The organism is Enterobacter sp. (assembly GCF_977039595.1).
In genome coordinates this window covers 53,500-76,154 of record NZ_CDRQYH010000012.1, presented here as the reverse complement: position 1 = coordinate 76,154, position 22,655 = coordinate 53,500, and the positions used below count along the sequence as shown (strand labels likewise).

Below are 22,655 nucleotides of genomic sequence, written 5' to 3'. Positions count from 1 at the left end.
GTACTACTGCACCTGGATCATGGGCTCGCCGGAGGTGTTCGTCGCGTTCCTCACCACCTACTGCGTCGGCAACCTCATTGGCTCCGCGCTGGCGAAACCGCTCACCGACTGGAAGTGCAAGGTCAGCATCTTCTGGTGGACCAACGCCGCGCTGGCGGTGGTCAGCGTGGCGATGTTCTTTGTGCCAATGCATGCCACCGTGCTGATGTTCGGTTTCATCTTCGTCATTGGTGTATTGCACCAGCTGGTGACGCCGATCCAGTGGGTGATGATGTCCGATACCGTCGACTACGGCGAGTGGACCAACGGCAAACGCCTGACCGGCATCAGCTTTGCGGGCACCCTGTTCGTGCTGAAGCTCGGCCTGGCGCTGGGCGGGGCGATGATCGGCTGGATGCTGGCAGGCGGCGGCTACGATGCGGCAGCCAAAACCCAGAACAGCGCGACCATCAGCATCATTATCGGCCTGTTTACCCTGGCCCCGGCTGTCTGCTACGTGCTGAGCGCCATTATCGCCAAACGCTACTACACGCTGAAAACCCCCTTCCTGACCAAAATCCTGGGCGAGCTGGCGCAGGGCGCGCGCCGCAACCAGCAGGAGTTTGAAAACCTGCCGGTCAGCAAAGAATTACAGAACTAAGAGGACGAGAGCATGAAAATCAGTGATGGAAACTGGCTCATTCAACCGGGCCTGAACGTGACGTATCCGGTTCAGGTGTTCGACGTGGAGCAGCAGGGCAATGACCTGGTGGTATTTGTTGCGCCGCGCGACGTGCGCGAGCGTACCTGGCAGCTCGACACGTTGATGTTCACGGTGCGCCTGTTTGCCCCACAGGAAGGGATTATCGGGGTGCGCATCGAACATTTCCAGGGCGCACTGAATAACGGCCCGCACTATCCGCTGAACGTTCTGAAAGACGTGAAGGTAGAGATTGAAAACAACGCCGATTTTGCCGAGCTGAAAAGCGGCAGTATCAGCGTGCGCGTCACCAAAGGCGAGTTCTGGGCGCTGGATTTCCTGCGTAAAGGCCAGCGCATTACCGGCAGCCAGCTGAAAAACAACGGCTACGTGCAGGACAGCAACACCGACCGCAATTACGTGTTCGAGCGTCTGGATCTGGGCGTGGGGGAAACGGTCTACGGCCTGGGCGAGCGCTTCACCGCGCTGGTGCGCAACGGCCAGACGGTCGAAACCTGGAACCGCGACGGCGGCACCAGCACCGAGCAGTCCTACAAAAATATCCCGTTCTACCTGACCAACCGCGGCTACGGCGTGCTGGTGAATCATCCGGAGAACGTCTCGTTTGAAGTTGGCTCCGAGAAGGTTTCCAAGGTGCAGTTCAGCGTGGAAGGGGAATATCTGGAATACTTCGTGATCGACGGCCCGACGCCAAAAGAGGTATTAAACCGCTATACGCAGTTCACCGGGCGTCCGGCGCTGCCGCCTGCGTGGTCGTTCGGCCTGTGGCTGACCACCTCGTTCACCACCAACTACGACGAAGCGACGGTGAACAGCTTTATCGACGGCATGGCCGAGCGCGACCTGCCGCTGCACGTGTTCCACTTCGACTGCTTCTGGATGAAGGCCTTCCAGTGGTGCGACTTCGAGTGGGACCCGGTGACCTTCCCGGATCCGGAAGGGATGATCCGCCGCCTGAAAGAGAAAGGGCTGAAGGTCTGCGTGTGGATCAACCCGTACATCGGCCAGAAATCCCCCATCTTCCGGGAGCTGAAAGAGAAGGGCTACCTGCTCAGGCGCCCGGATGGCTCCCTGTGGCAGTGGGACAAATGGCAGCCGGGGCTGGCGATTTATGACTTCACCAATCCGGACGCGTGCCGGTGGTATGCCGACAAGCTGAAAGGCCTGGTAGATATCGGCGTCGACTGTTTCAAGACCGACTTTGGCGAGCGTATCCCGACCGACGTCCAGTGGTTTGACGGATCCGATCCGCAGAAGATGCACAACCACTACGCCTACATCTACAACGAACTGGTGTGGAACGTGCTGAAAGAGACGGTGGGGGAAGAAGAGGCGGTGCTGTTTGCCCGTTCGGCGTCCGTGGGTGCGCAGCAGTTCCCGGTGCACTGGGGCGGCGACTGCTACGCCAACTATGAGTCGATGGCCGAAAGCCTGCGCGGCGGGCTGTCGATTGGTCTGTCCGGCTTTGGGTTCTGGAGCCACGATATCGGCGGGTTCGAAAACACCGCCCCGGCGCACGTCTACAAGCGCTGGTGCGCGTTCGGGCTGTTCTCCAGCCACAGCCGCCTGCACGGCAGCAAATCCTACCGCGTGCCGTGGGCATACGATGACGAGTCCTGTGACGTGGTGCGCCACTTCACCCAGCTGAAGTGCAGGCTGATGCCGTACCTGTATCGTCAGGCGGCGCTGGCCCGCGAGTTCGGCACGCCGATGCTGCGCGCGATGATGCTGGAATTTCCGGACGATCCGGCGTGCGATTACCTCGACCGCCAGTACATGCTGGGGGATTCGGTGATGGTCGCGCCGGTGTTCTCCGAGGCGGGCGACGTGCAGTTCTACCTGCCGGAAGGACGCTGGACGCACCTGTGGCACAACGACGAAATTCAGGGCAGCCGCTGGCATAAGCAGCAGCACGATTTCATGAGCCTGCCGGTCTACGTGCGCGACAACACGCTGCTGGCGCTAGGCAACAATAACCAGAAGCCGGACTATGCGTGGCACGAGGGAACGGCCTTCCAGCTGTTTAACCTGGACGATGGCGCAACGGCGGTGAGCGAAATCCCTGCGGCGGACGGCTCCGTGGCGTTTACGCTGAAGGCGTCACGTCGGGGCGACATCGTGACCTTTACCGGCGCGGGAGACGCGCAAAACTGGTCGGTGTGCTTGCGCAACGTGCAGAAGGTGAGCGGCGTGAAGGGCGGTTCGCACGCGGGCAGCGAGTGGGGTGTGGTGGTGAAAGCGGAGGGCGATGAGGTGGTGGTTCACCTTTAATTCCCCTAACCCTCCCCCCCAAAGGGGCGAGGGAATGGTTTGCTTCCTCTCCCTTTCAGGGAGAGGGCTGGGGTGAGGGTGGTGTTGAAACCACCCCGCCCGTCATCGTCTGCTGCACCTGCTGTTTATCCATATTCACCGCGCTCAGCTTCCCATTCACCGTCGGCTTCAGCGGGGCATTCGCCTGCACGCTGCCGCTGGCGGTGAGCTGAATATTGCCGTCGCCCGTAATCGGCAGAGCAGGCCAGCCCCACTGCTGCAGCACGTTGAGCGGTACGCCGCGCCCGTTCAGGCTTACCGTAGTCTGCCGCTGCGGGAGTTGTGAAACGGTCGCCGTGGCTTCCAGAATGCCTTTTTCGGTAAATGCGCTCAGGTCGGTAATGTTCACCGTGGCGGCGTTGGCATTCAGCGCCAGCGACGGGCGGCGCACGTCGACGCGGTTAAAGGTCGCCGCCGCGCCGTTCAGGGTTGCGCTCCCGCCCCAGACACCCCACTGGCGATCTTTCACCAGATGCAGGTTTGCGCCATAACCGTCCAGAGAGGTGATCTGCCAGGGGAAGGCGGGATCGATGTCGATCACCAGGTTACGGCTCAGGCCGAATTTTTGCAGCGTGACGCTGTTCAGCCATTCCGGCAGAGGCTCCATCCACAATGCTTTCCAGTTCTGCGGTAGGGTGTACTCCAGTCCGGCGATGGCGACATCGTCCAGCACCAGCGCTTTACCGTCGCGTAGCCAGTTGCCCGAGGTGCGTACCATGCCGCCCTCCCAGCGGGAGGTGAACTGACGCAGCGCCATGCCCTGCGGGGAAAACTCCGCATTCAGGATCGGGTCGAAAAGATGCAGCGAGCCGTAGATAAACTCGCTGGCGTTCATGGACAGACGACCTTCCTGGCTCTGCCAGTCACCTTTGCTTAGAGTCAGGTTGCGCAGGCTTAAATCGAGATCGGTCACCGCCCAGTCCGGGCCCTGAAGCCGGGCGTCGGTCACGTCCAGACGACCAATCTGCAAAGAGGGAATGGTGCCCAGCGGTGCGAAGAACGCCGTCAGCGTTTTATCGCTCTGCAGGCGGATCTCGTTGAGGCGCATGGTGTCGATAATCCAGCTCCCGTCGGCGTTGCGCAGGGCGGAGCCGGTGAGTGAGCCACGAGCCATGTCGGCGCCAATCGTTTTCAGCACCACCTCCTTGCCGTTAAGCTGGCCCTCGATCAGCACGTTGGTGGCCGGTACGCCGTTCAGGGTCAGCGAGCCCGCGCTCATCTGAATCTGCGCGTTGTTCCCCAGCACGTTGCCCGCTTCCGGCTGCCACGGGCTGACGCCGCCCGTGACCTTCTGCGCGCTCAAATCCCATTCGGTATTCGGGCTGTTAAACGCCATGTTGTTCAACTGCAGGCGATCCGCCTGGAAAGGCAGCGGCGCCGTCTGCGGCGAGAGATTCAGCGTGCCGTCGAAGAGGGTGATGGTGTCCATGTGCAGCGGATCGGTTATCTGACGGCTGCTCAGGCCAATATCGACTTTTTTGGCTACCAGCGTGGCGGGTTTACCGTCCCGACCAAAGGTGACATTTTCCAGAATGATGTGGGAAGGCGACGAAAAGCGGTGATTCATCTTGTCGAAACTGAGTTCGTAGTCGGTATTCACCGTTACCCAGCTGCTGACCTGAGACGCGCCCCAGCGGGTCTGGAGCAGAATATAGAGCGCCAGCATCACAATGAGCAGGGCTACCAGAAGATAGATGAGGAGCTTTCCAATAAATTTCATGGTCTTCCATCCCGCAAAACGCACATAAGGGAGTTATGCACGATTTATGCGCAATCCTCAAGGCGGGAATGGTGTAATTCGATGTCACGGCAGGCATTGACTGCCTGCCGTGAGAGAAATCAATTTTTCTCAGGCGGGAAAACGAGGTTTAGCACGATAGCGGTGATACCGCCCGCAGCAATGCCGGAAGAGAGCAGGTTTTTCACCCAGTCAGGGGCAAACTGCAGGATCAGCGGCTGCTGGGAAACGCCCAGACCAACGGCCAGCGACAGCGCGATAATCATGATCGCGCGGCGGTTCAGTGGTTCGCGGGAGACGATACGCACACCGGAGGCTGCGATAGTCCCGAACATCACCAGCGTTGCGCCGCCCAGCACTGGCTCAGGGATGTGCTGCACAAAGCCGCTTACCGCCGGGAACAGGCCGAGGACGATCAGCATCAGCGCTACTACAAAACCGACGTAGCGGCTGGCCACGCCGGTCAGCTGGATGACGCCGTTGTTCTGGCCGAAGCAGGAGTTCGGGAAGGTGTTGAATACCGCAGAGACAAACGAGTTCAGGCCGTTCGCCAGCACGCCGCCTTTCAGACGCTTCATATACAGCGGGCCGGATACCGGCTGCTCGGAGACGTCCGAGGTAGCGGTGATATCGCCGATGGTCTCCAGAGAGGTGATCATAAAGACCAGCATCAGCGGCAGGAGCAGGCCCCAGTCAATGCCCAGGCCGTAGTACAAAGGCGTGGGGACGACGATCAGTGCGCTGTTGGTCGGCGCGGTGTTCTCCGGCAGCATGCCCAGCGCCCACGCCAGCAGATAGCCTGCCGCCATGGCAATCACCAGCGAGGCGACGCGCAGGTAAGGGTTACGCTGACGGTTAAGCAGAATAATGATGGCCAGCACCACGCCTGCCAGCAGCAGGTTTTTCGGTGCGCCGAAGGTGTGGTCGCTCATTGCCGCATAACCGCCGCCGATGGACGTCAGGCCCACCTGAATCAGCGACAGTCCGATAATCATGACGACCACGCCGGAAACCAGCGGGGTGATAACGCGGCGAGCCAGATGCAGAACGCGGGAGATCACCATCTCCGTACAGCTGGCCAGCATCAGCGTGCCGAACAGCGCCGCCATCATGGTCGGAACATCCGCACCGCCGGTTTTCAGGGCCGTACCGCCCATGATCAGCGGTGCCACGAAGTTAAAGCTGGTGCCCTGAATCGACAACAAACCCGACCCCACCGGACCCCACGCTTTAATTTGAATAATCGAGGCCACGCCGGAGGCGAAAAGAGACATGCTGATAATGTGCTGCGTGTCCTGCGCCGGTAAGCCGAGCGCCTGGCAAATCAGCAGCGCCGGAGTGATCACCGCAACAAACATAGCCAGAAGATGCTGGCAGGCGGCGAAAAGCGTTTGCGGCAGCGGCGGGCGGTCTTCAAGGCGGTAAATCAGTTCGCTATTTTGCTTCTGCGCAATCGGTTGCGCATCAGGCGACTCTATGGTGTTAACGGACATCGGCGGCAATCCCACGGTGGAAAAGCGGGCATTTTATCTGACCACCTGGTAAAAGCAAACGATTGCCAGCAAAAAAAGGGAAGAAATTCTGCCGCTGTGAGCAGGTTTTCTACAACGCATCGGAAAAAAAAATTACACTTTTTGCGCCGGGGGCTCATGAAGAGCGCAAACCGGCCCAGGATAACGCCGCGTGTGTATGGAACACGCGCAAAAAAGGAGCCTTCTATGATTCATCTCGATACGTTGTCGACCCTTGTTGCCGCAACGCTGGTCTTACTGCTTGGTCGTAAGCTGGTACATAGCGTTTCCCTTCTGAAAAAGTACACCATTCCTGAACCCGTCGCCGGCGGCCTGCTGGTAGCGCTGGCCCTGCTGGTGCTGAAAAAAAGCCTGGGCTGGGAAATAGATTTTGATATGTCCCTGAAAGACCCGCTGATGCTGGCCTTCTTTGCCACCATTGGCCTGAATGCCAACCTGGCGAGCCTGCGCTCGGGCGGTAAGGTGCTCGGCGTATTCCTGATTGTGGTGGTGGGGCTGCTGCTGATGCAAAACGCCATTGGCATCGGCATGGCAACGCTGCTGGGGCTGGATCCGCTGATGGGGCTGCTGGCGGGGTCGATTACCCTTTCGGGCGGTCACGGAACCGGGGCCGCGTGGAGCAAGCTATTCATCGAACGCTACGGCTTTGAAAACGCGACGGAAGTAGCGATGGCCTGTGCCACCTTTGGCCTGGTGCTGGGTGGCCTGATTGGCGGCCCGGTGGCGCGTTATCTTGTGAAGCACTCTACCACGCCGGACGGCAGGCCGGACGATGAGCTGGTGCCTACCGCCTTTGAAAAGCCGGACGTTGGGCGCAGTATCACCTCGCTGGTGCTGATTGAAACCATCGCGATGATCGCCATCTGCCTGACCGTGGGCAAAGTGGTTGCGCAATGGCTGGCGGGCACAGCGTTTGAGCTGCCGACGTTTGTTTGCGTGCTGTTTATCGGGGTGATCCTGAGCAACGGTCTGGCGCTGATGGGCTTCTACCGCGTGTTTGAAAGGGCGGTGTCGGTGCTCGGCAACGTCTGCCTCTCGCTGTTCCTGGCGATGGCGCTGATGAGCCTCAAGCTGTGGGAGCTGGCCTCGCTGGCGCTGCCGATGGTGGCGATTCTGGCAGTGCAAACCCTGTTTATGGCGCTGTACGCTATGTTCGTCACCTGGCGCATGATGGGCAAAAACTACGATGCGGCGGTGCTGGCGGCGGGTCACTGCGGGTTTGGTCTGGGGGCAACCCCAACGGCTATCGCTAACATGCAGGCGATCACAGAACGGTTCGGGCCATCGCACATGGCGTTTCTGGTGGTCCCGATGGTCGGGGCGTTCTTTATTGATATCGTCAACGCGCTGGTTATCAAGCTATACCTGATGCTGCCAATGTTTGCCTGAAATCAGGCGTTGGAATACCGCTCGGTTTCCGGCATCCAGCGCTCAATTAACGCTGCCGCCTGTTCGGGGTAGCGTTCATGAATGTGGCGCGCAAGGCGCTGAACTTCCGGGATCATAGCCTGATCGCGCAGCAAATCCGCCACTTTGAATTCCGCATTCCCCGTCTGGCGCGTGCCCAGCAGTTCACCCGGGCCGCGGATCTCCAGGTCTTTTTGCGCAATCACAAAACCGTCGTTGCTGTCGCGCAGCACCTGCAACCGCATCTGGGCGGTTTTCGAGAGCGGGGCTTTGTAGAGCAGGACGCAGTGGGAGGCTACCGCGCCACGGCCAACACGTCCGCGCAGCTGGTGGAGCTGGGCAAGGCCCAGGCGCTCCGGGTTTTCGATAATCATCAGGCTGGAGTTGGGTACGTCCACGCCCACTTCAATGACCGTCGTGGCGACCAGCAAATGCAGCTCTCCCTGCTTAAACGACTGCATCACCGACTGTTTTTCAGCGGGCTTCATACGTCCGTGAACCAGACCCACGTTCAGCTCCGGCAGCGCCAGCTTGAGTTCTTCCCACGTGGCTTCGGCAGCCTGCGCTTCCAGCAGTTCAGACTCCTCGATCAGCGTACAGACCCAGTAGGCCTGACGTCCTTCGTGGGTGCAGGCGTTGCGCACGCGGTCAATAATATCGCTGCGACGCGTGTCAGGAATGGCGACCGTTGTGACCGGGGTACGGCCCGGCGGCAGTTCGTCGATGGTGGAGGTATCCAGATCGGCGTAGGCGGTCATCGCCAGGGTGCGCGGGATCGGCGTGGCGGTCATGATCAGCTGATGCGGATGGAAGCCCTGTTGAAGGCCTTTTTCCCACAGCGCAAGACGCTGATGGACGCCAAAGCGGTGTTGTTCATCGATAATCACCAGCGCAAGGCCGCTGAACTGCACCTGCTCCTGGAAGATAGCGTGCGTGCCGACAATCATTTGCACCTGCCCGCTGGCGATGGCTTCCTGCTGCGCAAGTCGCGCTTTGCCTTTTTGCTTCCCGGCAAGCCAGCCCACTTCAATCCCCAGCGGCGCGAACCAGGCGCGGAAATTGTTGGCGTGCTGTTCAGCCAGCAGCTCGGTCGGCGCCATAAGCGCGACCTGTTTACCGTGGGAAATCGCGCGCAGGGCTGCCAGCGCGGCAACCAGCGTTTTACCGGACCCTACATCGCCCTGCACCAGGCGCATCATCGGCACGTCGAGCGCCATATCGCGTTCAATCTCAGCGGTGACGCGCGCCTGCGCGCCGGTGGGTTTAAACGGCAGAGAGGCCAGCAGCTTATCTTTGAGCGCATCATTCTGGCTTAAGGGCTGAGCGTGGAAACGCTGCGCGCCCGCACGAAGCGCCAGCATGCTCAGGTTATGCGCCAGTAATTCCTCAAGGATAAGACGCTGTTGGGCGGGGTGTTTGCCGCTTTCTAAATCGCTGAGCTGCAGCGTTGGCGGTGGACGGTGCAGGGTTCGCAGCGCCTCGGGCAGGCTCATCATGCCCTGCGCCAGCTCGGGCGGCAGCAGCTCGGTAATGGCGCAGGTATCCAGTAGCTCCAGCGCCTGATCGGTGAGCTTACGCAGCGTCGCCTGCTTGATGCCTTCGGTCGTCGGGTAAACCGCGGTGAGCGTCTCCTGCAGCTCCGGCGTGCTGAGATCGCCCTGCACGCGGTACTCCGGGTGGATCATCTCTGCGCCGTATTTCCCGCGTTTGGCTTCACCATAGGCCAGCACCCTGCGGCCCGTCGCCAGGCTGTTTTTCATCGCCGCGCTGAAGTTGAAAAAACGCATGGTAAGGATGCCGGTGCCGTCGCTAATCTGGCAGGTCATCATCCGGCGTCCGCCGAAGGTGATATTGCAGTTCAGTACTTCGCCTTCAACGGTGGCGTAAATGGCGGGAAGGAGATCGCCAATCTTATAGAGCTGGGTGCGGTCTTCGTAACGCAGGGGGAGGTGAAGCAGGAGATCCTGCACGGTATGCAGACCAATTTTCGCCAGCTTATTGCTTTGCGCCGCGCCCACGCCCGTCAGGCTGTTAAGCGGGATGGCATCCAGCAGGCGGCCTTTCATCGCTTACCCGGCGTACTGCATGGTGGCCCACCACTCGGCATCGGCTTCAATTTCGCCCTGCGCGTTGACGTGGGGGTAAGGCAATTTTTTCTGCTTCGCAACGCGAGCCAGCACCGGATAACCACCTTCAAACAGCAGGCGCTGCTGTTCATCTTCCGGCAGCATGCTGTTGCTGCGCTCGTACATCCCCGCGTTCTGACGCTGGCGCTGCGCTTCATAAAGAATGAGCGCGGACGCCACGGAGACGTTGAGAGACTGGACCATGCCGATCATCGGAATGATGATGTCCCGATCCGCCAGATCCAGCGCTTCCTGGGAGATCCCGGTTTTCTCCTGACCCATTAAAATGCAGGTCGGGCGGGTGTAGTCGATCTCGCGGAAATCTACGGCTTTAGCGGACAGGTTAGTGGCAAGGATCTGCATCCCGCGCCCTTTCAGGTGCGATACGGCTTCGCCAATGGTGTGATGATTTTTGACGGACACCCAGCTGTTGCTGCCTGCCGCCGCTGAGACCGTATTTCGCATACGGCCGTCCGGCCAGACGGCGTGCACTTCATGCACACCGACAGCATCTGCGGTACGGACGATGGCAGAGACGTTATGAGGTTTATGCACCTGCTCCATGCAGACCGTCAGGTCAGGCTGACGCCTGGCGAGCATTTCGCAGATACGTGCATAACGTTGTGAATTCATAAACCTAGTTTCGGTTTCGGGTGACTTTAATCACGTCCGGCATGACGCGGATCTTGCGCATAATATTCGCCAGATGTACGCGGTCGCGGGCGGTCAGACGAATAAAGGCGCTATAAACGCGGCCATCTTTTTCTTCCGTATTCAGACTCTGAATGTTGGAAGAGGCCGTGTTGATCGCTGCCGTCAGGTTCGCCAGGGCACCCTGGTGGTTGAACATATCCACCTTAATTTCGGTGATAAATTCCTGCGCGGTCTCTTTATCCCACTCGACCGCCATAAACTTCTCGGCTTCTTTCTGGTAGCCGCGAATGTTACGACAGGATTCATGGTGGATAACCAGCCCTTTGCCCGGGCTGACGTGCGCAATAATCGGGTCGCCAGGAATTGGGCGGCAACATTTTGCGAAGGTGATCAGCACCCCGTCCGCGCCTTTAATCGGCAAATGAGCATGGCCAGATGCGCCTGGAGCAGAAGATGTCGCTTCGCCCTGCTGCAAGTTTTTCGCTACTACGACACTCATGGCGTTGCCCAGACCAATTTCCGCCAGCAGATCGTCCAGAGACGTGAGCTTCATTCGGTCGAGTTCGCGCTGGATATGCTCCGGTGGGATCTCCGCCAGCTTACGGCTACCGCCCAACGCGTGGTTGAGCAGCCGACGTCCCAGACTGACGGAATCATCACGCTTGAGGTTTTTCAGCAGCTGGCGAATTTTGGCGCGTGCTTTGGAGCTTACGACAAAGTTCAACCAGGCCGCGTTCGGACGTGCGCCCGGCGCGGTAATAATTTCTACCGTCTGGCCGCTGGAGAGCGGCTGAGACAGCGGATAAGGCTGCCTGTCGACGCGCGCGCCGACGCAGGCATGCCCGATATCGGTATGCACGGCGTAAGCGAAATCGACCGGCGTTGCGCCCGCAGGCAGTTCGACAATGCGACCTTCTGGGGTGAAAACGTAAATCTCATCCGGGAAGAGATCGGATTTAACGCTCTCGATAAATTCAAACGAGCTGCCCGCACTCTGCTGAAGTTCCAGCAGGCTCTGCATCCAGCGCTGGGCGCGGATTTGTGCGGTCGTACTGCTTTCGCCGCCGTGCTCTTTATAGGCCCAGTGTGCGGCTACACCCATCTCTGCCATCTGGTCCATGTCTTCGGTGCGAATTTGCACCTCAACAGGCACGCCGTGCGGACCAATCATCGAGGTATGCAAAGATTGATAGCCGTTCGCTTTTGGAATGGCGATATAATCTTTCATGCGCCCCGGACGCGGCTTGTAGAGGCTGTGCATCTGCCCCAGCACGCGATAACAGGTGTCCGAGTCATGGACGATCACGCGGAAGGCGTAGATATCCATGATCGAGTGAAAACGTTGCTCTTTGAGCACCATTTTGCAGTAGATGGAGTACAGGTGTTTCTCGCGACCGCTAACGCGGCACGGAATTCCCGCTTCCTGCAAGCGCCCTTCGATTTCAGAGAGGATTTTTTGAATCATCTCTTTACGGTTACCGCGTGCGGCTTTCACCACCTCTTTAATGACGCGATAACGGTTCGGGTACAACGCTTCAAAACCCAGCTCTTCCAGCTCGGTTTTAATGTGGTGAATACCTAAACGGTGCGCCAGCGGGCTGTAAATTTCGAGGGTTTCACGGGCAATACGGCGACGTTTATCCGGACGAAGTGAGCCCAGCGTGCGCATGTTGTGGGTACGGTCAGCGAGTTTGATGAGAATGACGCGGATATCCTGCACCATCGCCATAATCATCTTGCGGAAGTTTTCGGCTTGCGCCTCTTTCTTGTCGCGGAAATTCAGCTTATCAAGCTTAGAGACCCCTTCCACCAGTTCGGCAACGCTTTTGCCAAACAGCTGTTCCATGTCCTGATAAGTGGCAGGGGTATCTTCGATCACGTCGTGCAGCAGAGCGGCCATGAGCGTTTCGTAGTCGAGTTTCATCTCGGCCAGAATACAGGCCACCGCTACCGGGTGCGTGATATAGGGTTCACCGCTTGAACGTGTCTGGCCCTCGTGAGCGTCACGTGCAACGAGATACGCCTGCTGAAGACGCTTAATCTGGTCTTCAGGCAGGTAGGTTTGAATCAGTTGATTCAGGCTTTCAAACAGATACAAGGGCGACCCGCAGGTTTAATTAACGACGACCTTCAGCAATAGCGGTTACGGCCTGCAGTTCTGCGGCTTCCTGCTCTTGCTGCTCCTGGCGCTCACGCACGTCGAGGATCTGGTTGTTGATCAGACCTTCTTCGATTTCGCGAAGTGCAATAACGGTGGTTTTATCGTTTTCTTCCGGTACCAGCGGATCTTTACCGCCTACCTGCATCTGACGAGCGCGACGCGCGGCGACCAGCACCAGGTCAAAACGGTTACCAATTTTCTCTACAGCGTCCTGAACAGTTACGCGTGCCATACTTAAAATGCTCCACAGGTGAAGAAATGACTGGGCATGATACTGAAAGTGGGTTCAGTCTGCCAACAGTTTGGTGATTAATGCGTCATGTCGCTGCTTCTGGCGGCTCATACGCAGACGTTCTGCACGAAGAATGGTTTTGAGATCGCTCAGCGCGGCATCAAAATCATCATTCACAATTAGGTAATCATATTCCGCGTAATGGCTCATTTCTGCAACAGCCTGTTCCATACGCTTTGCGATCACTTCTTCGCTGTCCTGGCCGCGCCCACGCAGGCGGCGATCCAGCTCATCTTTCGATGGCGGTAAAATAAAGATACTGCGCGAGTCAGGCATTTTCTTGCGAATTTGCTGCGCACCCTGCCAGTCGATATCCAGAAACACATTCACGCCCGTGGCCAGAACCTGCTCAATGGTTTCACGCGAGGTACCGTAGTAATTACCAAATACTTCAGCGTGTTCAAGAAACGCGTCTCTGCCGATCATCGCTCTGAATTCGTCGTGATCCACAAAGAAATAGTGTTCACCGTGCACTTCACCCGGACGCGGCGCTCGCGTGGTATGAGAAACAGAAACCTGTGTGTCGTACAACGGTTGGGTTTTTAACAGTGCCTGAATAAGGCTGGATTTACCCGCGCCGCTAGGGGCAGAAACAATATAAAGCGTGCCTTGAGCCATGAGAGTCTTTTGTATGTGTTAACGAAGAAGTCCTACATACGGGCTTATTATACACGTCACCGCCGTGTGACGTAGTCTTTGTCACACTTTTTCCCTCGGATTATTGAATTTTGCGTGCCGTTTTCAGGTTTTATCTGTGGTTTTCAGCCACCAAAAGAAATACCGGATAGCGTCTCGCATTGTGAAACGTTGCCGTTAGCGTTGTTTCAGGCATCAGGGTATACCTCCTGCAATGCAAAGGAGGGGTAGCGATGTGGCGATGGATAAGCGGGGTAATGTTGTTGTGGTGTGGCTATGGCGCGGCGGTTTGCCCAGTGTGGTCGCAGGCAAAAGCAGAGAAAGAGATGGCGTCGTTAAGCGCGCAAATCAAACGCTGGGATAACGCTTACTGGAAGGAGGGGGTGAGCGAGGTCAACGACGAAGTTTACGACCAGCTTCACGGGCGGTTAACGAAGTGGCAGCACTGTTTCGGCAGTGAACCTTCAGGAGAGAAACTCCCTACCCTGACGGGGAGCGTAAAACATCCTGTCGCCCATACGGGCGTACATAAAGTGGCCAGCAAAGAGGCGCTGAGTCAGTGGATGCTCGCGCGGCAACATCTGTGGATGCAGCCCAAAGTTGACGGTGTGGCGGTAACGCTGGTCTATCGTGACGGAAAGTTAACCCAGGCCATTAGTCGAGGTGATGGCCTGAAAGGGGAAGACTGGACCGATAAGGTACGTTTAATCCCGTCTGTTCCGCAAAAGCTCACCGGCAAGTTGGCAAATAGCGTCTTACAGGGCGAGCTTTTCTGGTTAAGCGACAAGCACGTCCAGCGGCAGATGGGCGGGGTGAATGCTCGCGCAAAAGTTGCGGGTGCGATGATGCGGCAAAAGGATAACGCGCTATCGAATAAGCTCGGCGTATTCATCTGGGCCTGGCCTGACGGACCGAAAGACATGCATACATCTCTAGCTGAACTGTCTCAGGCCGGTTTTACGCTGTCGGCACGGTATACGTTACCCACCGATTCTGTTGATGCCGTTGAGAAACAGCGCGCGGCCTGGCACGTAAGCGCATTACCCTTTGCCACGGATGGCATTGTGGTGCGTTCGGAGGATGAACCCGCGGGCGAAGATTGGTTACCGGGAGAAGGCAGCTGGGTCGTCGCGTGGAAATATCCTCCTGCAGCCCAGGTCGCCGAGGTGAGTGATATTCATTTTTCCGTGGGGCGAACGGGCAAAATTTCCGTTGTAGCAGCGCTGGAACCCGTGCAACTGGATGATAAACAGGTGCAGAGGGTGAGTCTGGGCTCGGTTGCGCGCTGGCAGGGGCTGGATATTGCCCCGGGGGATCAGATCCAGGTCAGCCTGGCCGGGCAAGGTATCCCCCGGTTTGATAAGGTGCTCTGGCGTGGAACGGACAGACATAAACCAGAGCCTCCGGCCCCACGTTATCATTCTCTTAGCTGTTTCTATGCTTCACCGGAGTGTATGGAACAGTTCTTTGCCCGGCTGACCTGGCTTAGTTCAAAGCAGGTACTTGATATTGATGGATTAGGCGAGTCAGGCTGGCGAACCCTCTGGCAGGCGCATCATTTTGAACATCTCTTTTCGTGGCTGTTATTAACGCAGGCGCAGCTGCAGGCTTTACCGGGATTTTCCTCTGCGCGCGGGCTGGCGCTCTGGCACCGATTTAATCTGGTGCGCGAGAAGCCTTTTATCCGCTGGCTCATGGCATTGGGTGTGCCAATGTCGCAGTCTTCGCTGAAGGCAATGGGAGACATATCGTGGCAGAAGATGAGCGGGCGCAACGCAAAGGACTGGCAGACCCTGCCGGGAACGGGCGAGGAGAAAGCGCGACAAATCATTAACTGGCTGCACGCGCCTCAAATTGATGTGCTGGCGAAATGGCTCGCTGAACAGCACATCAACGGGTTCTGAAGCTAGTGTGCGCTGTGTTTGTAATGAAAAACGGGTAGTCCAAGCTTAAGACGCAGCGCCAGCATGCGGGCCGTAAAGCCAAACAGTAGCGTCGAGATGACCACGACATCATGGTTTGAAACGTAATGCTGCAGGGCAATATAGAGCACCGCTGCCGCAAAGGAGATGCCAGCATACAGCTCTTTTTGAAAGACCAGAGGAATACGTTTGCAGAACATATCGCGCAGCACGCCGCCGAATACGCCCGTGACCACGGCAGCAATGGTGGCGATTACCGGGCCTTCACCCATATCGAGTGCGATTTGCGCACCGATGATCGAAAAGACGATCAGCCCCAGCGCATCAAGCACCAGGAACAGGCGGCGAAGATGGGGCATAACGGGCGCCACGATGGTGGTTAACACGGCGGCCGTTGCCACGATAATCACATACTCAGGGTGTTTAACCCAGCTGAGCGGGTAATGGCCAAGCAGAATATCGCGCACGGAACCGCCGCCCAGTGCGGTCGCTGTAGCAATAATGATTACGCCGAAGGTGTCCATACGGCGACGTCCGGCGGCAAGTGCGCCGGTCATGGATTCTGCGGTGATGCCAATGAGATAAAGGATGTGAAGCAGCATATACCCTCCGGTGTGAACGCGTGGGAGGTTAGCGATTTGTGCGCAAGATCACGATTGAGATTTTCTAAGGCGACCAGGTTTGCCCTATAAATTTTTATCAGGATAGGTTGAATGGGCTTGATGAGCAGCGGTAAAAAACAAAAATAGGCGCTGAGATGGATTAGAAATAGTAATGGGTGGCACCATCGACACCACCCGAAATGCATTACTCGATATTCTGGATCTGCTCGCGCATCTGCTCAATCAGCACTTTCAGCTCAATCGCTGAATTCGTCACTTCTGCATTGATCGACTTAGACGCCAGGGTGTTCGACTCGCGGTTAAACTCCTGCATCATAAAGTCCAGACGGCGGCCCACAGCTTCTTTCTTCTTCAGAATGTTGTAGGTTTCTTTAACGTGCGCTTCCAGACGGTCCAGCTCTTCAGCGACATCGATACGCTGCGCCATCAGCACCAGCTCTTGTTCCAGACGGGTGTTTTCCAGCTGAACTTCCGCTTCTTCCAGTTTGGCGACAAGACGCTCGCGCTGCCATTGCAGCACTTCTGGCATATGGGCGCGGACTTTGGCTACTTCGGTGCTCACGCCTTCAAGGCGCTGCTCAATCATCGCTTTCAGCGCCTGGCCTTCGGTTTCACGGGCAACGATAAAGTCGTCCAGCGTGCCGTCGAGGGCTGCCAGGATTTCAGCGGCAATGGCATCCAGATCCTGTTCACCGGCGGCCATGACGCCAGGCCAGCGCAGAATATCAACCGGGTTGATTTCGCCTTCATCGCTCTGCATTTTGACCCAGTTCGCCGCATTCACGAGCTGTTTCGCCAGTTTTTCGTTGAGGATCAGTTCGCCCTGTGCGCTGGCATCAGGCTCAAAGCGCAGGTTACATTCCACTTTCCCGCGCGTCAGACGCGTACGGATACGTTCACGTACGACAGGCTCAAGGCTGCGGAACTGCTCCGGCATACGGAAATACGTTTCCAGGTAACGCTGGTTTACCGAGCGCATTTCCCATGTGGCGCTACCCCAGCTACCCTTGATTTCACGCCGGGCGTAGGCGGTCATACTGCGGATCATAGACATTCCCGTTTTTAAAGGAGAGATGGGGGGATTATAGCTTTCGGGGGCTTCTCAGGATAGGAATAAGCGTCCTTTATCCGTATAATGCGCAGCCACATTCGTTTCAAGCCGGAGAATCCATCATGCGTCCATCAGGTCGTAGCGCCAATCAGGTGCGTCCCGTCACCCTGACCCGTAACTATACAAAACACGCTGAAGGCTCCGTGCTGGTTGAGTTTGGTGACACGAAGGTTCTGTGCACCGCGTCCATTGAAGAAGGCGTTCCGCGTTTCCTGAAAGGTCAGGGCCAGGGCTGGATCACCGCAGAGTACGGCATGCTGCCGCGTGCGACCCACACCCGTAATGCCCGTGAAGCGGCAAAGGGCAAGCAGGGCGGTCGTACCATGGAAATTCAGCGTCTGATCGCGCGTGCGCTGCGTGCAGCCGTTGATCTGAAAATCCTCGGCGAATTCACCATCACGCTGGACTGCGACGTTATTCAGGCAGACGGCGGTACGCGTACGGCGTCCATTACTGGCGCATGCGTGGCGCTGGCTGATGCCCTTAACAAGCTGGTTGCGGCCGGTAAGCTGAAAACCAACCCAATGAAAGGTATGGTTGCGGCGGTGTCCGTGGGTATCGTTAACGGTGAAGCGCTTTGCGATCTGGAATACGTTGAAGATTCTGCCGCCGAGACCGACATGAACGTGGTGATGACCGAAGACGGTCGCATCATTGAAGTACAGGGCACGGCGGAAGGCGAGCCGTTCACCCACGACGAGCTTCTCTCCCTGCTGGCGTTGGCCCGAGGGGGAATCGAATCCATTGTAACGACGCAGAAAGCGGCGTTAAAAAATTGATTTTAAGGCGACCAATGAGTCGCCTTTTTTTTGCCTGTAAGACAGAAAAACCAAAGGAGCAAATCCATGAAATCGTATCAGCGCCAGTTTATTGAGTTTGCGCTTAACAAGCAGGTACTTAAGTTTGGCGAGTTTACGCTGAAATCCGGGCGTAAGAGTCCCTATTTCTTCAACGCCGGGCTGTTTAATACCGGGCGCGATCTGGCACTGTTAGGCCGTTTCTATGCCGAAGCGCTGGTGGATTCCGGGATTGATTTTGACCTGCTGTTTGGCCCGGCCTATAAAGGCATTCCGATTGCGACCACTACAGCGGTGGCGCTGGCGGAACACCATGACCGCGACGTGCCGTACTGCTTTAACCGCAAAGAGGCTAAAACCCACGGTGAAGGCGGAAATCTGGTCGGCAGCACACTGCAGGGCCGCGTCATGCTGGTCGATGACGTGATCACCGCGGGTACGGCGATCCGCGAATCGATGGAGATTATCCAGGCCAACGGTGCGACGCTTGCTGGCGTGCTGATTTCTCTGGATCGTCAGGAGCGTGGTCGCGGTGAAATTTCCGCTATTCAGGAAGTTGAGCGCGATTACAGCTGTAAAGTGACGTCGATTATCACCCTAAAAGAGCTGATTGCGTATCTGGAAGAGAAGCCTGAGATGGCGGACCATCTGGCAGCGGTAAAAGCGTATCGCGAAGAGTTCGGGGTTTAATTGCATTGCCCGGAGGCGAAACGCTTACCGGGCCTACTACCAGTTTGTAAGCCGGATAAGGCGAAGCCGCCATCCGGCGATAGCGTTACTGTAATTGTGCTGCCACTAACGGCCAGCGGGCATCAAAATCGTCCGTTGGACGGTATTTGAATTCGCTACGCACAAACCGGGAGAGCATGCCTTCACAAAACGCCAGAATCTGGCTCGCCAGCAGCGTTTCATCAATGCTGTAACCTTCGCCCTCACGCATTTTCTTTTCGCGCAGTACCTGGCGCAGCTGCGCTTCAATACGCTCGAAAAGCTGGTTAATGCGGCCCTGCAGTCTGTCCTGTTCAAACATCAGCGCGTGGCCGGTAAGGATACGGGTTAAGCCCGGATTGCGTTCACCGAAGCCCAGGATTAACAGCACAATCAGACGCAGACGCGCGGTGGTGTCTTTTTCGTCTTTCAGAATCAGGTTGATGCGCGTGATCAGGCTGTCTTCAATAAACTCGATCAGACTGTCGAACATCCGGGTCTTGCTCGGAAAATGCCGGTACAGCGCCGCCTCAGACACGCCCACAGAGGCGGCCAGTTTAGCGGTGGTGATGCGTTGACTGCCATCGCTGGATTCAAGCATCAGAGCCAGAGATTGAAGTATTTCTTCGCGACGATTCCTTTTCGCGGTTTGTTTTTCTGCCATGTTACAAAATACCCCTGAAAATAAGCACTTGCCAGGCTGGCATCCACACAGCGACCGCAAACTGGCGTTTGCGGTTTGTTATTGCATTATGACGCTGTGAGATACGTGTCTTTCGGGCCGTTATTTGCGCCCGGAATGGCCGAAGCCGCCTTCGCCACGGTCGGTGGCGTCAAAGTCTGCCACCAGGTTAAATTCTGCCTGTACCACCGGTACAAAGACCATCTGTGCGATACGCTCGCCTGGTTCAATGGTGAAGCTGTCCTGACCACGGTTCCAGACGGAGACCATCAGTTGACCCTGATAGTCGGAGTCAATCAGACCCACCAGGTTACCCAGCACAACGCCGTGCTTATGGCCCAGACCAGAACGCGGCAGGATCACCGCTGCCAGAGACGGGTCAGCAATGTGAATCGCCAGGCCCGTTGGAACCAGGGTAGTGGCACCCGGAGCCAGTTCTACGGCGTCATCGAGACAGGCGCGCAGGTCAAGACCGGCAGAGCCGGAGGTGGCATAGGTTGGCAGCGGGAATTGCTCGCCAACACGCGGGTCCAGAATCTTAACGTCGATTTTTTTCATCATAACGGGTAACGATCTCGTCCAGTAATTGTTGGCCCAGGAGTTCCTTGCGCTCAAGCGGTAAGACTTTATCTCCATCCTGCCAGAAAAGGTGCAGTGCGTTGCTGTCGCTGTTAAATCCCTGTGTGGCCAGCGATACGTCGTTCGCGCAAATCAAATCGAGGTTTTTGCGGGTGCGTTTTTGCCGGGCATATTCTTCCACATTATTCGTTTCTGCGGCAAACCCAACAACGTATGGACGATGGCTTTTTAGTGCGGCGACACCGGCAACGATGTCCGGGTTTTTCACCATTTTTATTGTTAATTCATCGCCTTGCTTTTTAATTTTAGCCTCGGCGATCGTCTCGGCACGATAGTCTGCAACGGCTGCACAGCCGATAAAAATCTGCTGGCTTTGAGCATGTGCCTGCACGGCGGCTTCCATCTCCAGCGCGGTGGTAACGTCAATTCGCTTCACAAACGCAGGGGTAGGCAGCGATACCGGGCCGCTCACCAGCGTGACGTTCGCGCCGCGCTTCGCCGCTGCGGCGGCAATGGCAAAACCCATCTTACCGGAGCTGTGATTGGTGATATAGCGCACCGGGTCCAGCGGTTCGCGCGTAGGGCCCGCGGTAATCATGATGTTGAGATGTTGCAGATCGTTGACAGGCGAAAAATGGGCGGCGGCCATATCAACAATCGTCAGCGGATCAAGCATGCGACCCGGGCCAACGTCGCCGCAGGCCTGGCTGCCGCTGTCCGGTCCCCAGATAAGCAGTCCGCGTGAGGCCAGCGTCTCAAGATTGTGCTGGGTGGCCACATTACGGTACATCTGCTGGTTCATAGCAGGAACGACGGCAACAGGCGCAGGCGTGGCCAAACAAATGGTGGAAACCAGGTCGTTTGCCATACCGGCTGCCACCCGAGCGATTAAATCGGCCGTGGCGGGGGCGAGGATAACCAGGTCTGCCCATTTACCCAGTTCAATATGGCCCATCGCGGCTTCGGCGGCCGGATCGAGCAGGCTGTCAGAAACCGGGTATCCTGAAACGGCCTGCAGGCTCAGGGGAGTGATAAAGGCTTTACCGCCTTCGGTTATCGCGACCCGCACGTCAGCCCCTCGCTCGCGCAGGCGACGCACGAGGTCCGGCGCTTTATAAGCAGCAATGCCGCCGCTCACGCCAAGAACGATTTTTTTACCGGCCAGGCTCATCATGATTCTTTCCTGTTGGGTTTCACCAGAGAGCAGGCATTTTATCACAATCCCCAAAGCGGGGTGATTTTGTCCTTCGGCCACTTTGCGAGCCGCTACGCAAGAACGCAATGTGGTCGTCGAGCGACGGATTGGCCTGTGGCAGCATGAGGTTAAAAAAGGGAGAAAGGGCATGGAAGAAAAGGATGAGGAGCTGCTGCCGCGCGAAAAACTGCTGCGCTATGGCGTCACCCTGTTAAAAGACGATGAACTGCTGGCGCTCTTTTTACGTACCGGAACGCCCGGAAAAACGGTATTTACGCTGGCAAAAGAGCTGATAGCACATTTCGGTTCGCTGTACGGTTTACTGACCGCCGATCTGGCGCAGTTTAAGCACGTAGAGGGGATCGGCGTGGCGAAATATGCCCAGTTGAGGGGAATAGCTGAACTTGCCCGCCGTTTTTATAATGTCCGCATGGAGAAGGAAGATCCGATCCTGACGCCAGAAATGACGCGTGAATTCCTGCAAAGTCAGTTAACCGATATTGAACGCGAGATCTTTATGGTGATCTTTGTCGATAACAGAAATCGAGTGCTTAAACATAGCTGTCTCTTTGCGGGCACATTGAGCCACGTTGAGGTGCATCCGCGTGAAATTGTGCGGGAAGCGATAAAAGTGAATGCAGCGGGCGTGATCCTCGCGCATAATCACCCCTCTGGCTGTGCAGAACCGAGCAGAGCTGACAAAGAAATCACCGAACGCATTATCAAATGCTGTCAATTCATGGACATTCGTGTGCTGGACCATCTGATAATTGGCCGCGGTGAGTACATTTCTTTCGCAGAACATGGCTGGATTTAGGCTATTTCTCGCGATCCATCGGGATCTTTGTCTGTTCGGGACTTGAGCACACCGCCGAGTCAGCGTATACTACGCCACCTTTGAGAATCTCGGGTTTGGCATTTGGGCCTGGCAATCGAGAGTTCACTTAGAACTATGCGATGACCGGGCTGTAAAGCCTGACGAGGCGCCGATACCCCATACGAAGCTCGAGCTAATTTGATTTTTGGAGAATAGACATGTCCCGAGTCTGCCAAGTTACTGGCAAGCGTCCGGTGACCGGTAACAACCGTTCCCACGCACTGAACGCGACTAAACGCCGTTTCCTGCCGAACCTGCACTCTCACCGTTTCTGGGTTGAGAGCGAGAAGCGTTTTGTCACCCTGCGCGTATCTGCTAAAGGTATGCGTGTAATCGATAAGAAAGGCATCGATACAGTTCTGTCCGAACTGCGTGCCCGTGGCGAAAAGTACTAAGTACTTAAAGAGGAAATAAATCATGGCTAAAGGTATTCGCGAGAAAATCAAGCTGGTTTCTTCTGCTGGTACAGGTCACTTCTACACCACCACGAAGAACAAACGTACTAAGCCGGAAAAACTGGAACTGAAAAAATTCGATCCAGTTGTACGCCAGCACGTACTGTACAAAGAAGCTAAAATCAAATAATTTTAGTCTCCTTGTAACGA

Annotated in this window: 21 protein-coding genes; 9 read left to right on the top strand and 12 right to left on the bottom strand. The window is 56.8% G+C overall.

Annotated elements, in window-relative coordinates; translation table 11 throughout:
* On the top strand, positions 1-640 hold a 640-nt coding region (locus ACWYRJ_RS06235), incomplete at its 5' end, for an MFS transporter (protein WP_455507577.1).
* Between the two features lie 12 nt (positions 641-652).
* Complete coding sequence (gene yicI / locus ACWYRJ_RS06230) at positions 653-2,971, top strand: alpha-xylosidase (protein WP_149367279.1); 2,319 nt, start codon at positions 653-655, stop codon at positions 2,969-2,971.
* Positions 2,972-3,026: 55 nt separating this feature from the next.
* Here yicI and ACWYRJ_RS06225 read toward each other — a convergent pair whose 3' ends face one another.
* Together ACWYRJ_RS06225 and xanP are read right to left on the bottom strand one after the other, a co-directional pair.
* A complete protein-coding gene (locus tag ACWYRJ_RS06225; protein ID WP_223580867.1) occupies positions 3,027-4,730 on the bottom strand; it encodes an AsmA family protein in 1,704 nt (567 codons plus the stop codon).
* Positions 4,731-4,849: 119 nt separating this feature from the next.
* The gene (xanP, locus tag ACWYRJ_RS06220) at positions 4,850-6,241 is read right to left on the bottom strand and encodes a xanthine/proton symporter XanP (RefSeq protein ID WP_023309879.1); all 1,392 of its coding nucleotides are present in this window, start codon (positions 6,239-6,241) and stop codon (positions 4,850-4,852) included.
* A 225-nt stretch (positions 6,242-6,466) separates the two neighbouring features.
* Here xanP and gltS point away from each other — a divergent pair, with 225 nt between their 5' ends.
* A complete protein-coding gene (gene gltS, locus ACWYRJ_RS06215) occupies positions 6,467-7,669 on the top strand; it encodes a sodium/glutamate symporter (RefSeq protein WP_111964291.1) in 1,203 nt (400 codons plus the stop codon).
* 2 nt (positions 7,670-7,671) lie between these two features.
* Here the strand turns inward: gltS and recG are convergent, their stop codons facing one another.
* The 5 genes from recG to gmk are packed head-to-tail and all read right to left on the bottom strand — an operon-like array spanning position 7,672 to position 13,538.
* Positions 7,672-9,753, bottom strand: a complete 2,082-nt coding sequence (recG, locus tag ACWYRJ_RS06210; protein WP_111964292.1) for an ATP-dependent DNA helicase RecG — start codon at positions 9,751-9,753, stop codon at positions 7,672-7,674.
* Positions 9,754-9,756: 3 nt separating this feature from the next.
* Complete coding sequence (gene trmH / locus ACWYRJ_RS06205; protein WP_047059694.1) at positions 9,757-10,446, bottom strand: tRNA (guanosine(18)-2'-O)-methyltransferase TrmH; 690 nt, start codon at positions 10,444-10,446, stop codon at positions 9,757-9,759.
* A 4-nt stretch (positions 10,447-10,450) separates the two neighbouring features.
* Complete coding sequence (gene spoT, locus ACWYRJ_RS06200) at positions 10,451-12,565, bottom strand: bifunctional GTP diphosphokinase/guanosine-3',5'-bis pyrophosphate 3'-pyrophosphohydrolase (protein ID WP_455507576.1); 2,115 nt, start codon at positions 12,563-12,565, stop codon at positions 10,451-10,453.
* A gap of 19 nt (positions 12,566-12,584) precedes the next feature.
* Positions 12,585-12,860 carry a DNA-directed RNA polymerase subunit omega gene (gene rpoZ, locus ACWYRJ_RS06195; RefSeq protein WP_000135058.1) on the bottom strand — a complete coding sequence of 92 codons (276 nt, stop codon included), beginning with the start codon at positions 12,858-12,860 and terminating at the stop codon, positions 12,585-12,587.
* 54 nt (positions 12,861-12,914) lie between these two features.
* Positions 12,915-13,538, bottom strand: coding sequence for a guanylate kinase (gene gmk, locus ACWYRJ_RS06190; RefSeq protein WP_010426438.1), 624 nt, complete (start codon positions 13,536-13,538; stop codon positions 12,915-12,917).
* Between the two features lie 251 nt (positions 13,539-13,789).
* Here gmk and ligB point away from each other — a divergent pair, with 251 nt between their 5' ends.
* Positions 13,790-15,460 carry an NAD-dependent DNA ligase LigB gene (gene ligB, locus ACWYRJ_RS06185; protein WP_455507575.1) on the top strand — a complete coding sequence of 557 codons (1,671 nt, stop codon included), beginning with the start codon at positions 13,790-13,792 and terminating at the stop codon, positions 15,458-15,460.
* A 2-nt stretch (positions 15,461-15,462) separates the two neighbouring features.
* On the opposite strand, the gene ACWYRJ_RS06180 is transcribed toward ligB, so the two are convergent.
* Both ACWYRJ_RS06180 and ACWYRJ_RS06175 read right to left on the bottom strand, forming a co-directional pair.
* On the bottom strand, positions 15,463-16,080 hold the full coding sequence (locus tag ACWYRJ_RS06180; RefSeq protein ID WP_455507574.1) for a trimeric intracellular cation channel family protein: 618 nt from the start codon (positions 16,078-16,080) through the stop codon (positions 15,463-15,465).
* A gap of 205 nt (positions 16,081-16,285) precedes the next feature.
* On the bottom strand, positions 16,286-17,149 hold the full coding sequence (locus ACWYRJ_RS06175) for a YicC/YloC family endoribonuclease (protein ID WP_090420358.1): 864 nt from the start codon (positions 17,147-17,149) through the stop codon (positions 16,286-16,288).
* 125 nt (positions 17,150-17,274) lie between these two features.
* On the opposite strand from ACWYRJ_RS06175, the gene rph reads away from it, so the two are divergent.
* Entirely contained in the window at positions 17,275-17,991 is a 717-nt protein-coding gene (gene rph, locus ACWYRJ_RS06170) for a ribonuclease PH (RefSeq protein WP_149367274.1), read from the top strand.
* Between the two features lie 66 nt (positions 17,992-18,057).
* Positions 18,058-18,699 (top strand): orotate phosphoribosyltransferase, encoded by a 642-nt coding sequence (gene pyrE, locus ACWYRJ_RS06165; RefSeq protein ID WP_115876714.1) that lies wholly within the window; start codon positions 18,058-18,060, stop codon positions 18,697-18,699.
* Positions 18,700-18,784: 85 nt separating this feature from the next.
* On the opposite strand, the gene slmA is transcribed toward pyrE, so the two are convergent.
* The 3 genes from slmA to coaBC form a co-directional block, all read right to left on the bottom strand.
* Positions 18,785-19,381: a nucleoid occlusion factor SlmA gene (gene slmA, locus ACWYRJ_RS06160; protein ID WP_008502690.1), complete on the bottom strand. Its 597-nt coding sequence runs from the start codon at positions 19,379-19,381 to the stop codon at positions 18,785-18,787.
* Between the two features lie 120 nt (positions 19,382-19,501).
* Positions 19,502-19,960: a dUTP diphosphatase gene (gene dut / locus ACWYRJ_RS06155; protein ID WP_008502691.1), complete on the bottom strand. Its 459-nt coding sequence runs from the start codon at positions 19,958-19,960 to the stop codon at positions 19,502-19,504.
* Positions 19,938-21,149, bottom strand: a complete 1,212-nt coding sequence (coaBC, locus tag ACWYRJ_RS06150) for a bifunctional phosphopantothenoylcysteine decarboxylase/phosphopantothenate--cysteine ligase CoaBC (protein ID WP_223582511.1) — start codon at positions 21,147-21,149, stop codon at positions 19,938-19,940. Before coaBC ends, dut begins: the two co-directional genes overlap by 23 nt.
* A 172-nt stretch (positions 21,150-21,321) precedes the next feature.
* On the opposite strand from coaBC, the gene radC reads away from it, so the two are divergent.
* The 3 genes from radC to rpmG all read left to right on the top strand — a co-directional run bounded on the left by radC (position 21,322) and on the right by rpmG (position 22,635).
* The gene (gene radC, locus ACWYRJ_RS06145; protein WP_143344485.1) at positions 21,322-21,990 is read left to right on the top strand and encodes a RadC family protein; all 669 of its coding nucleotides are present in this window, start codon (positions 21,322-21,324) and stop codon (positions 21,988-21,990) included.
* Between the two features lie 218 nt (positions 21,991-22,208).
* Positions 22,209-22,445 carry a 50S ribosomal protein L28 gene (rpmB, locus tag ACWYRJ_RS06140; RefSeq protein WP_002436699.1) on the top strand — a complete coding sequence of 79 codons (237 nt, stop codon included), beginning with the start codon at positions 22,209-22,211 and terminating at the stop codon, positions 22,443-22,445.
* Between the two features lie 22 nt (positions 22,446-22,467).
* The gene (gene rpmG, locus ACWYRJ_RS06135) at positions 22,468-22,635 is read left to right on the top strand and encodes a 50S ribosomal protein L33 (protein WP_003024094.1); all 168 of its coding nucleotides are present in this window, start codon (positions 22,468-22,470) and stop codon (positions 22,633-22,635) included.
* Positions 22,636-22,655: the final 20 nt, after the last annotated feature.

Excerpts from the sequence above, each read along its gene's own strand:
- yicI (WP_149367279.1), top strand. The coding sequence starts at position 653 with ATGAAAATCAGTGATGGAAACTGGCTCATTCAACCGGGCCTGAACGTG.
- ACWYRJ_RS06225 (WP_223580867.1), bottom strand. The coding sequence starts at position 4,730 with ATGAAATTTATTGGAAAGCTCCTCATCTATCTTCTGGTAGCCCTGCTC.
- xanP (WP_023309879.1), bottom strand. The coding sequence starts at position 6,241 with ATGTCCGTTAACACCATAGAGTCGCCTGATGCGCAACCGATTGCGCAG.
- gltS (WP_111964291.1), top strand. The coding sequence starts at position 6,467 with ATGATTCATCTCGATACGTTGTCGACCCTTGTTGCCGCAACGCTGGTC.
- recG (WP_111964292.1), bottom strand. The coding sequence starts at position 9,753 with ATGAAAGGCCGCCTGCTGGATGCCATCCCGCTTAACAGCCTGACGGGC.
- trmH (WP_047059694.1), bottom strand. The coding sequence starts at position 10,446 with ATGAATTCACAACGTTATGCACGTATCTGCGAAATGCTCGCCAGGCGT.
- rpoZ (WP_000135058.1), bottom strand. The coding sequence starts at position 12,860 with ATGGCACGCGTAACTGTTCAGGACGCTGTAGAGAAAATTGGTAACCGT.
- gmk (WP_010426438.1), bottom strand. The coding sequence starts at position 13,538 with ATGGCTCAAGGCACGCTTTATATTGTTTCTGCCCCTAGCGGCGCGGGT.
- ligB (WP_455507575.1), top strand. The coding sequence starts at position 13,790 with ATGTGGCGATGGATAAGCGGGGTAATGTTGTTGTGGTGTGGCTATGGC.
- ACWYRJ_RS06180 (WP_455507574.1), bottom strand. The coding sequence starts at position 16,080 with ATGCTGCTTCACATCCTTTATCTCATTGGCATCACCGCAGAATCCATG.
- ACWYRJ_RS06175 (WP_090420358.1), bottom strand. The coding sequence starts at position 17,149 with ATGATCCGCAGTATGACCGCCTACGCCCGGCGTGAAATCAAGGGTAGC.
- rph (WP_149367274.1), top strand. The coding sequence starts at position 17,275 with ATGCGTCCATCAGGTCGTAGCGCCAATCAGGTGCGTCCCGTCACCCTG.
- pyrE (WP_115876714.1), top strand. The coding sequence starts at position 18,058 with ATGAAATCGTATCAGCGCCAGTTTATTGAGTTTGCGCTTAACAAGCAG.
- slmA (WP_008502690.1), bottom strand. The coding sequence starts at position 19,381 with ATGGCAGAAAAACAAACCGCGAAAAGGAATCGTCGCGAAGAAATACTT.
- dut (WP_008502691.1), bottom strand. The coding sequence starts at position 19,960 with ATGATGAAAAAAATCGACGTTAAGATTCTGGACCCGCGTGTTGGCGAG.
- coaBC (WP_223582511.1), bottom strand. The coding sequence starts at position 21,149 with ATGAGCCTGGCCGGTAAAAAAATCGTTCTTGGCGTGAGCGGCGGCATT.
- radC (WP_143344485.1), top strand. The coding sequence starts at position 21,322 with ATGGAAGAAAAGGATGAGGAGCTGCTGCCGCGCGAAAAACTGCTGCGC.
- rpmB (WP_002436699.1), top strand. The coding sequence starts at position 22,209 with ATGTCCCGAGTCTGCCAAGTTACTGGCAAGCGTCCGGTGACCGGTAAC.
- rpmG (WP_003024094.1), top strand. The coding sequence starts at position 22,468 with ATGGCTAAAGGTATTCGCGAGAAAATCAAGCTGGTTTCTTCTGCTGGT.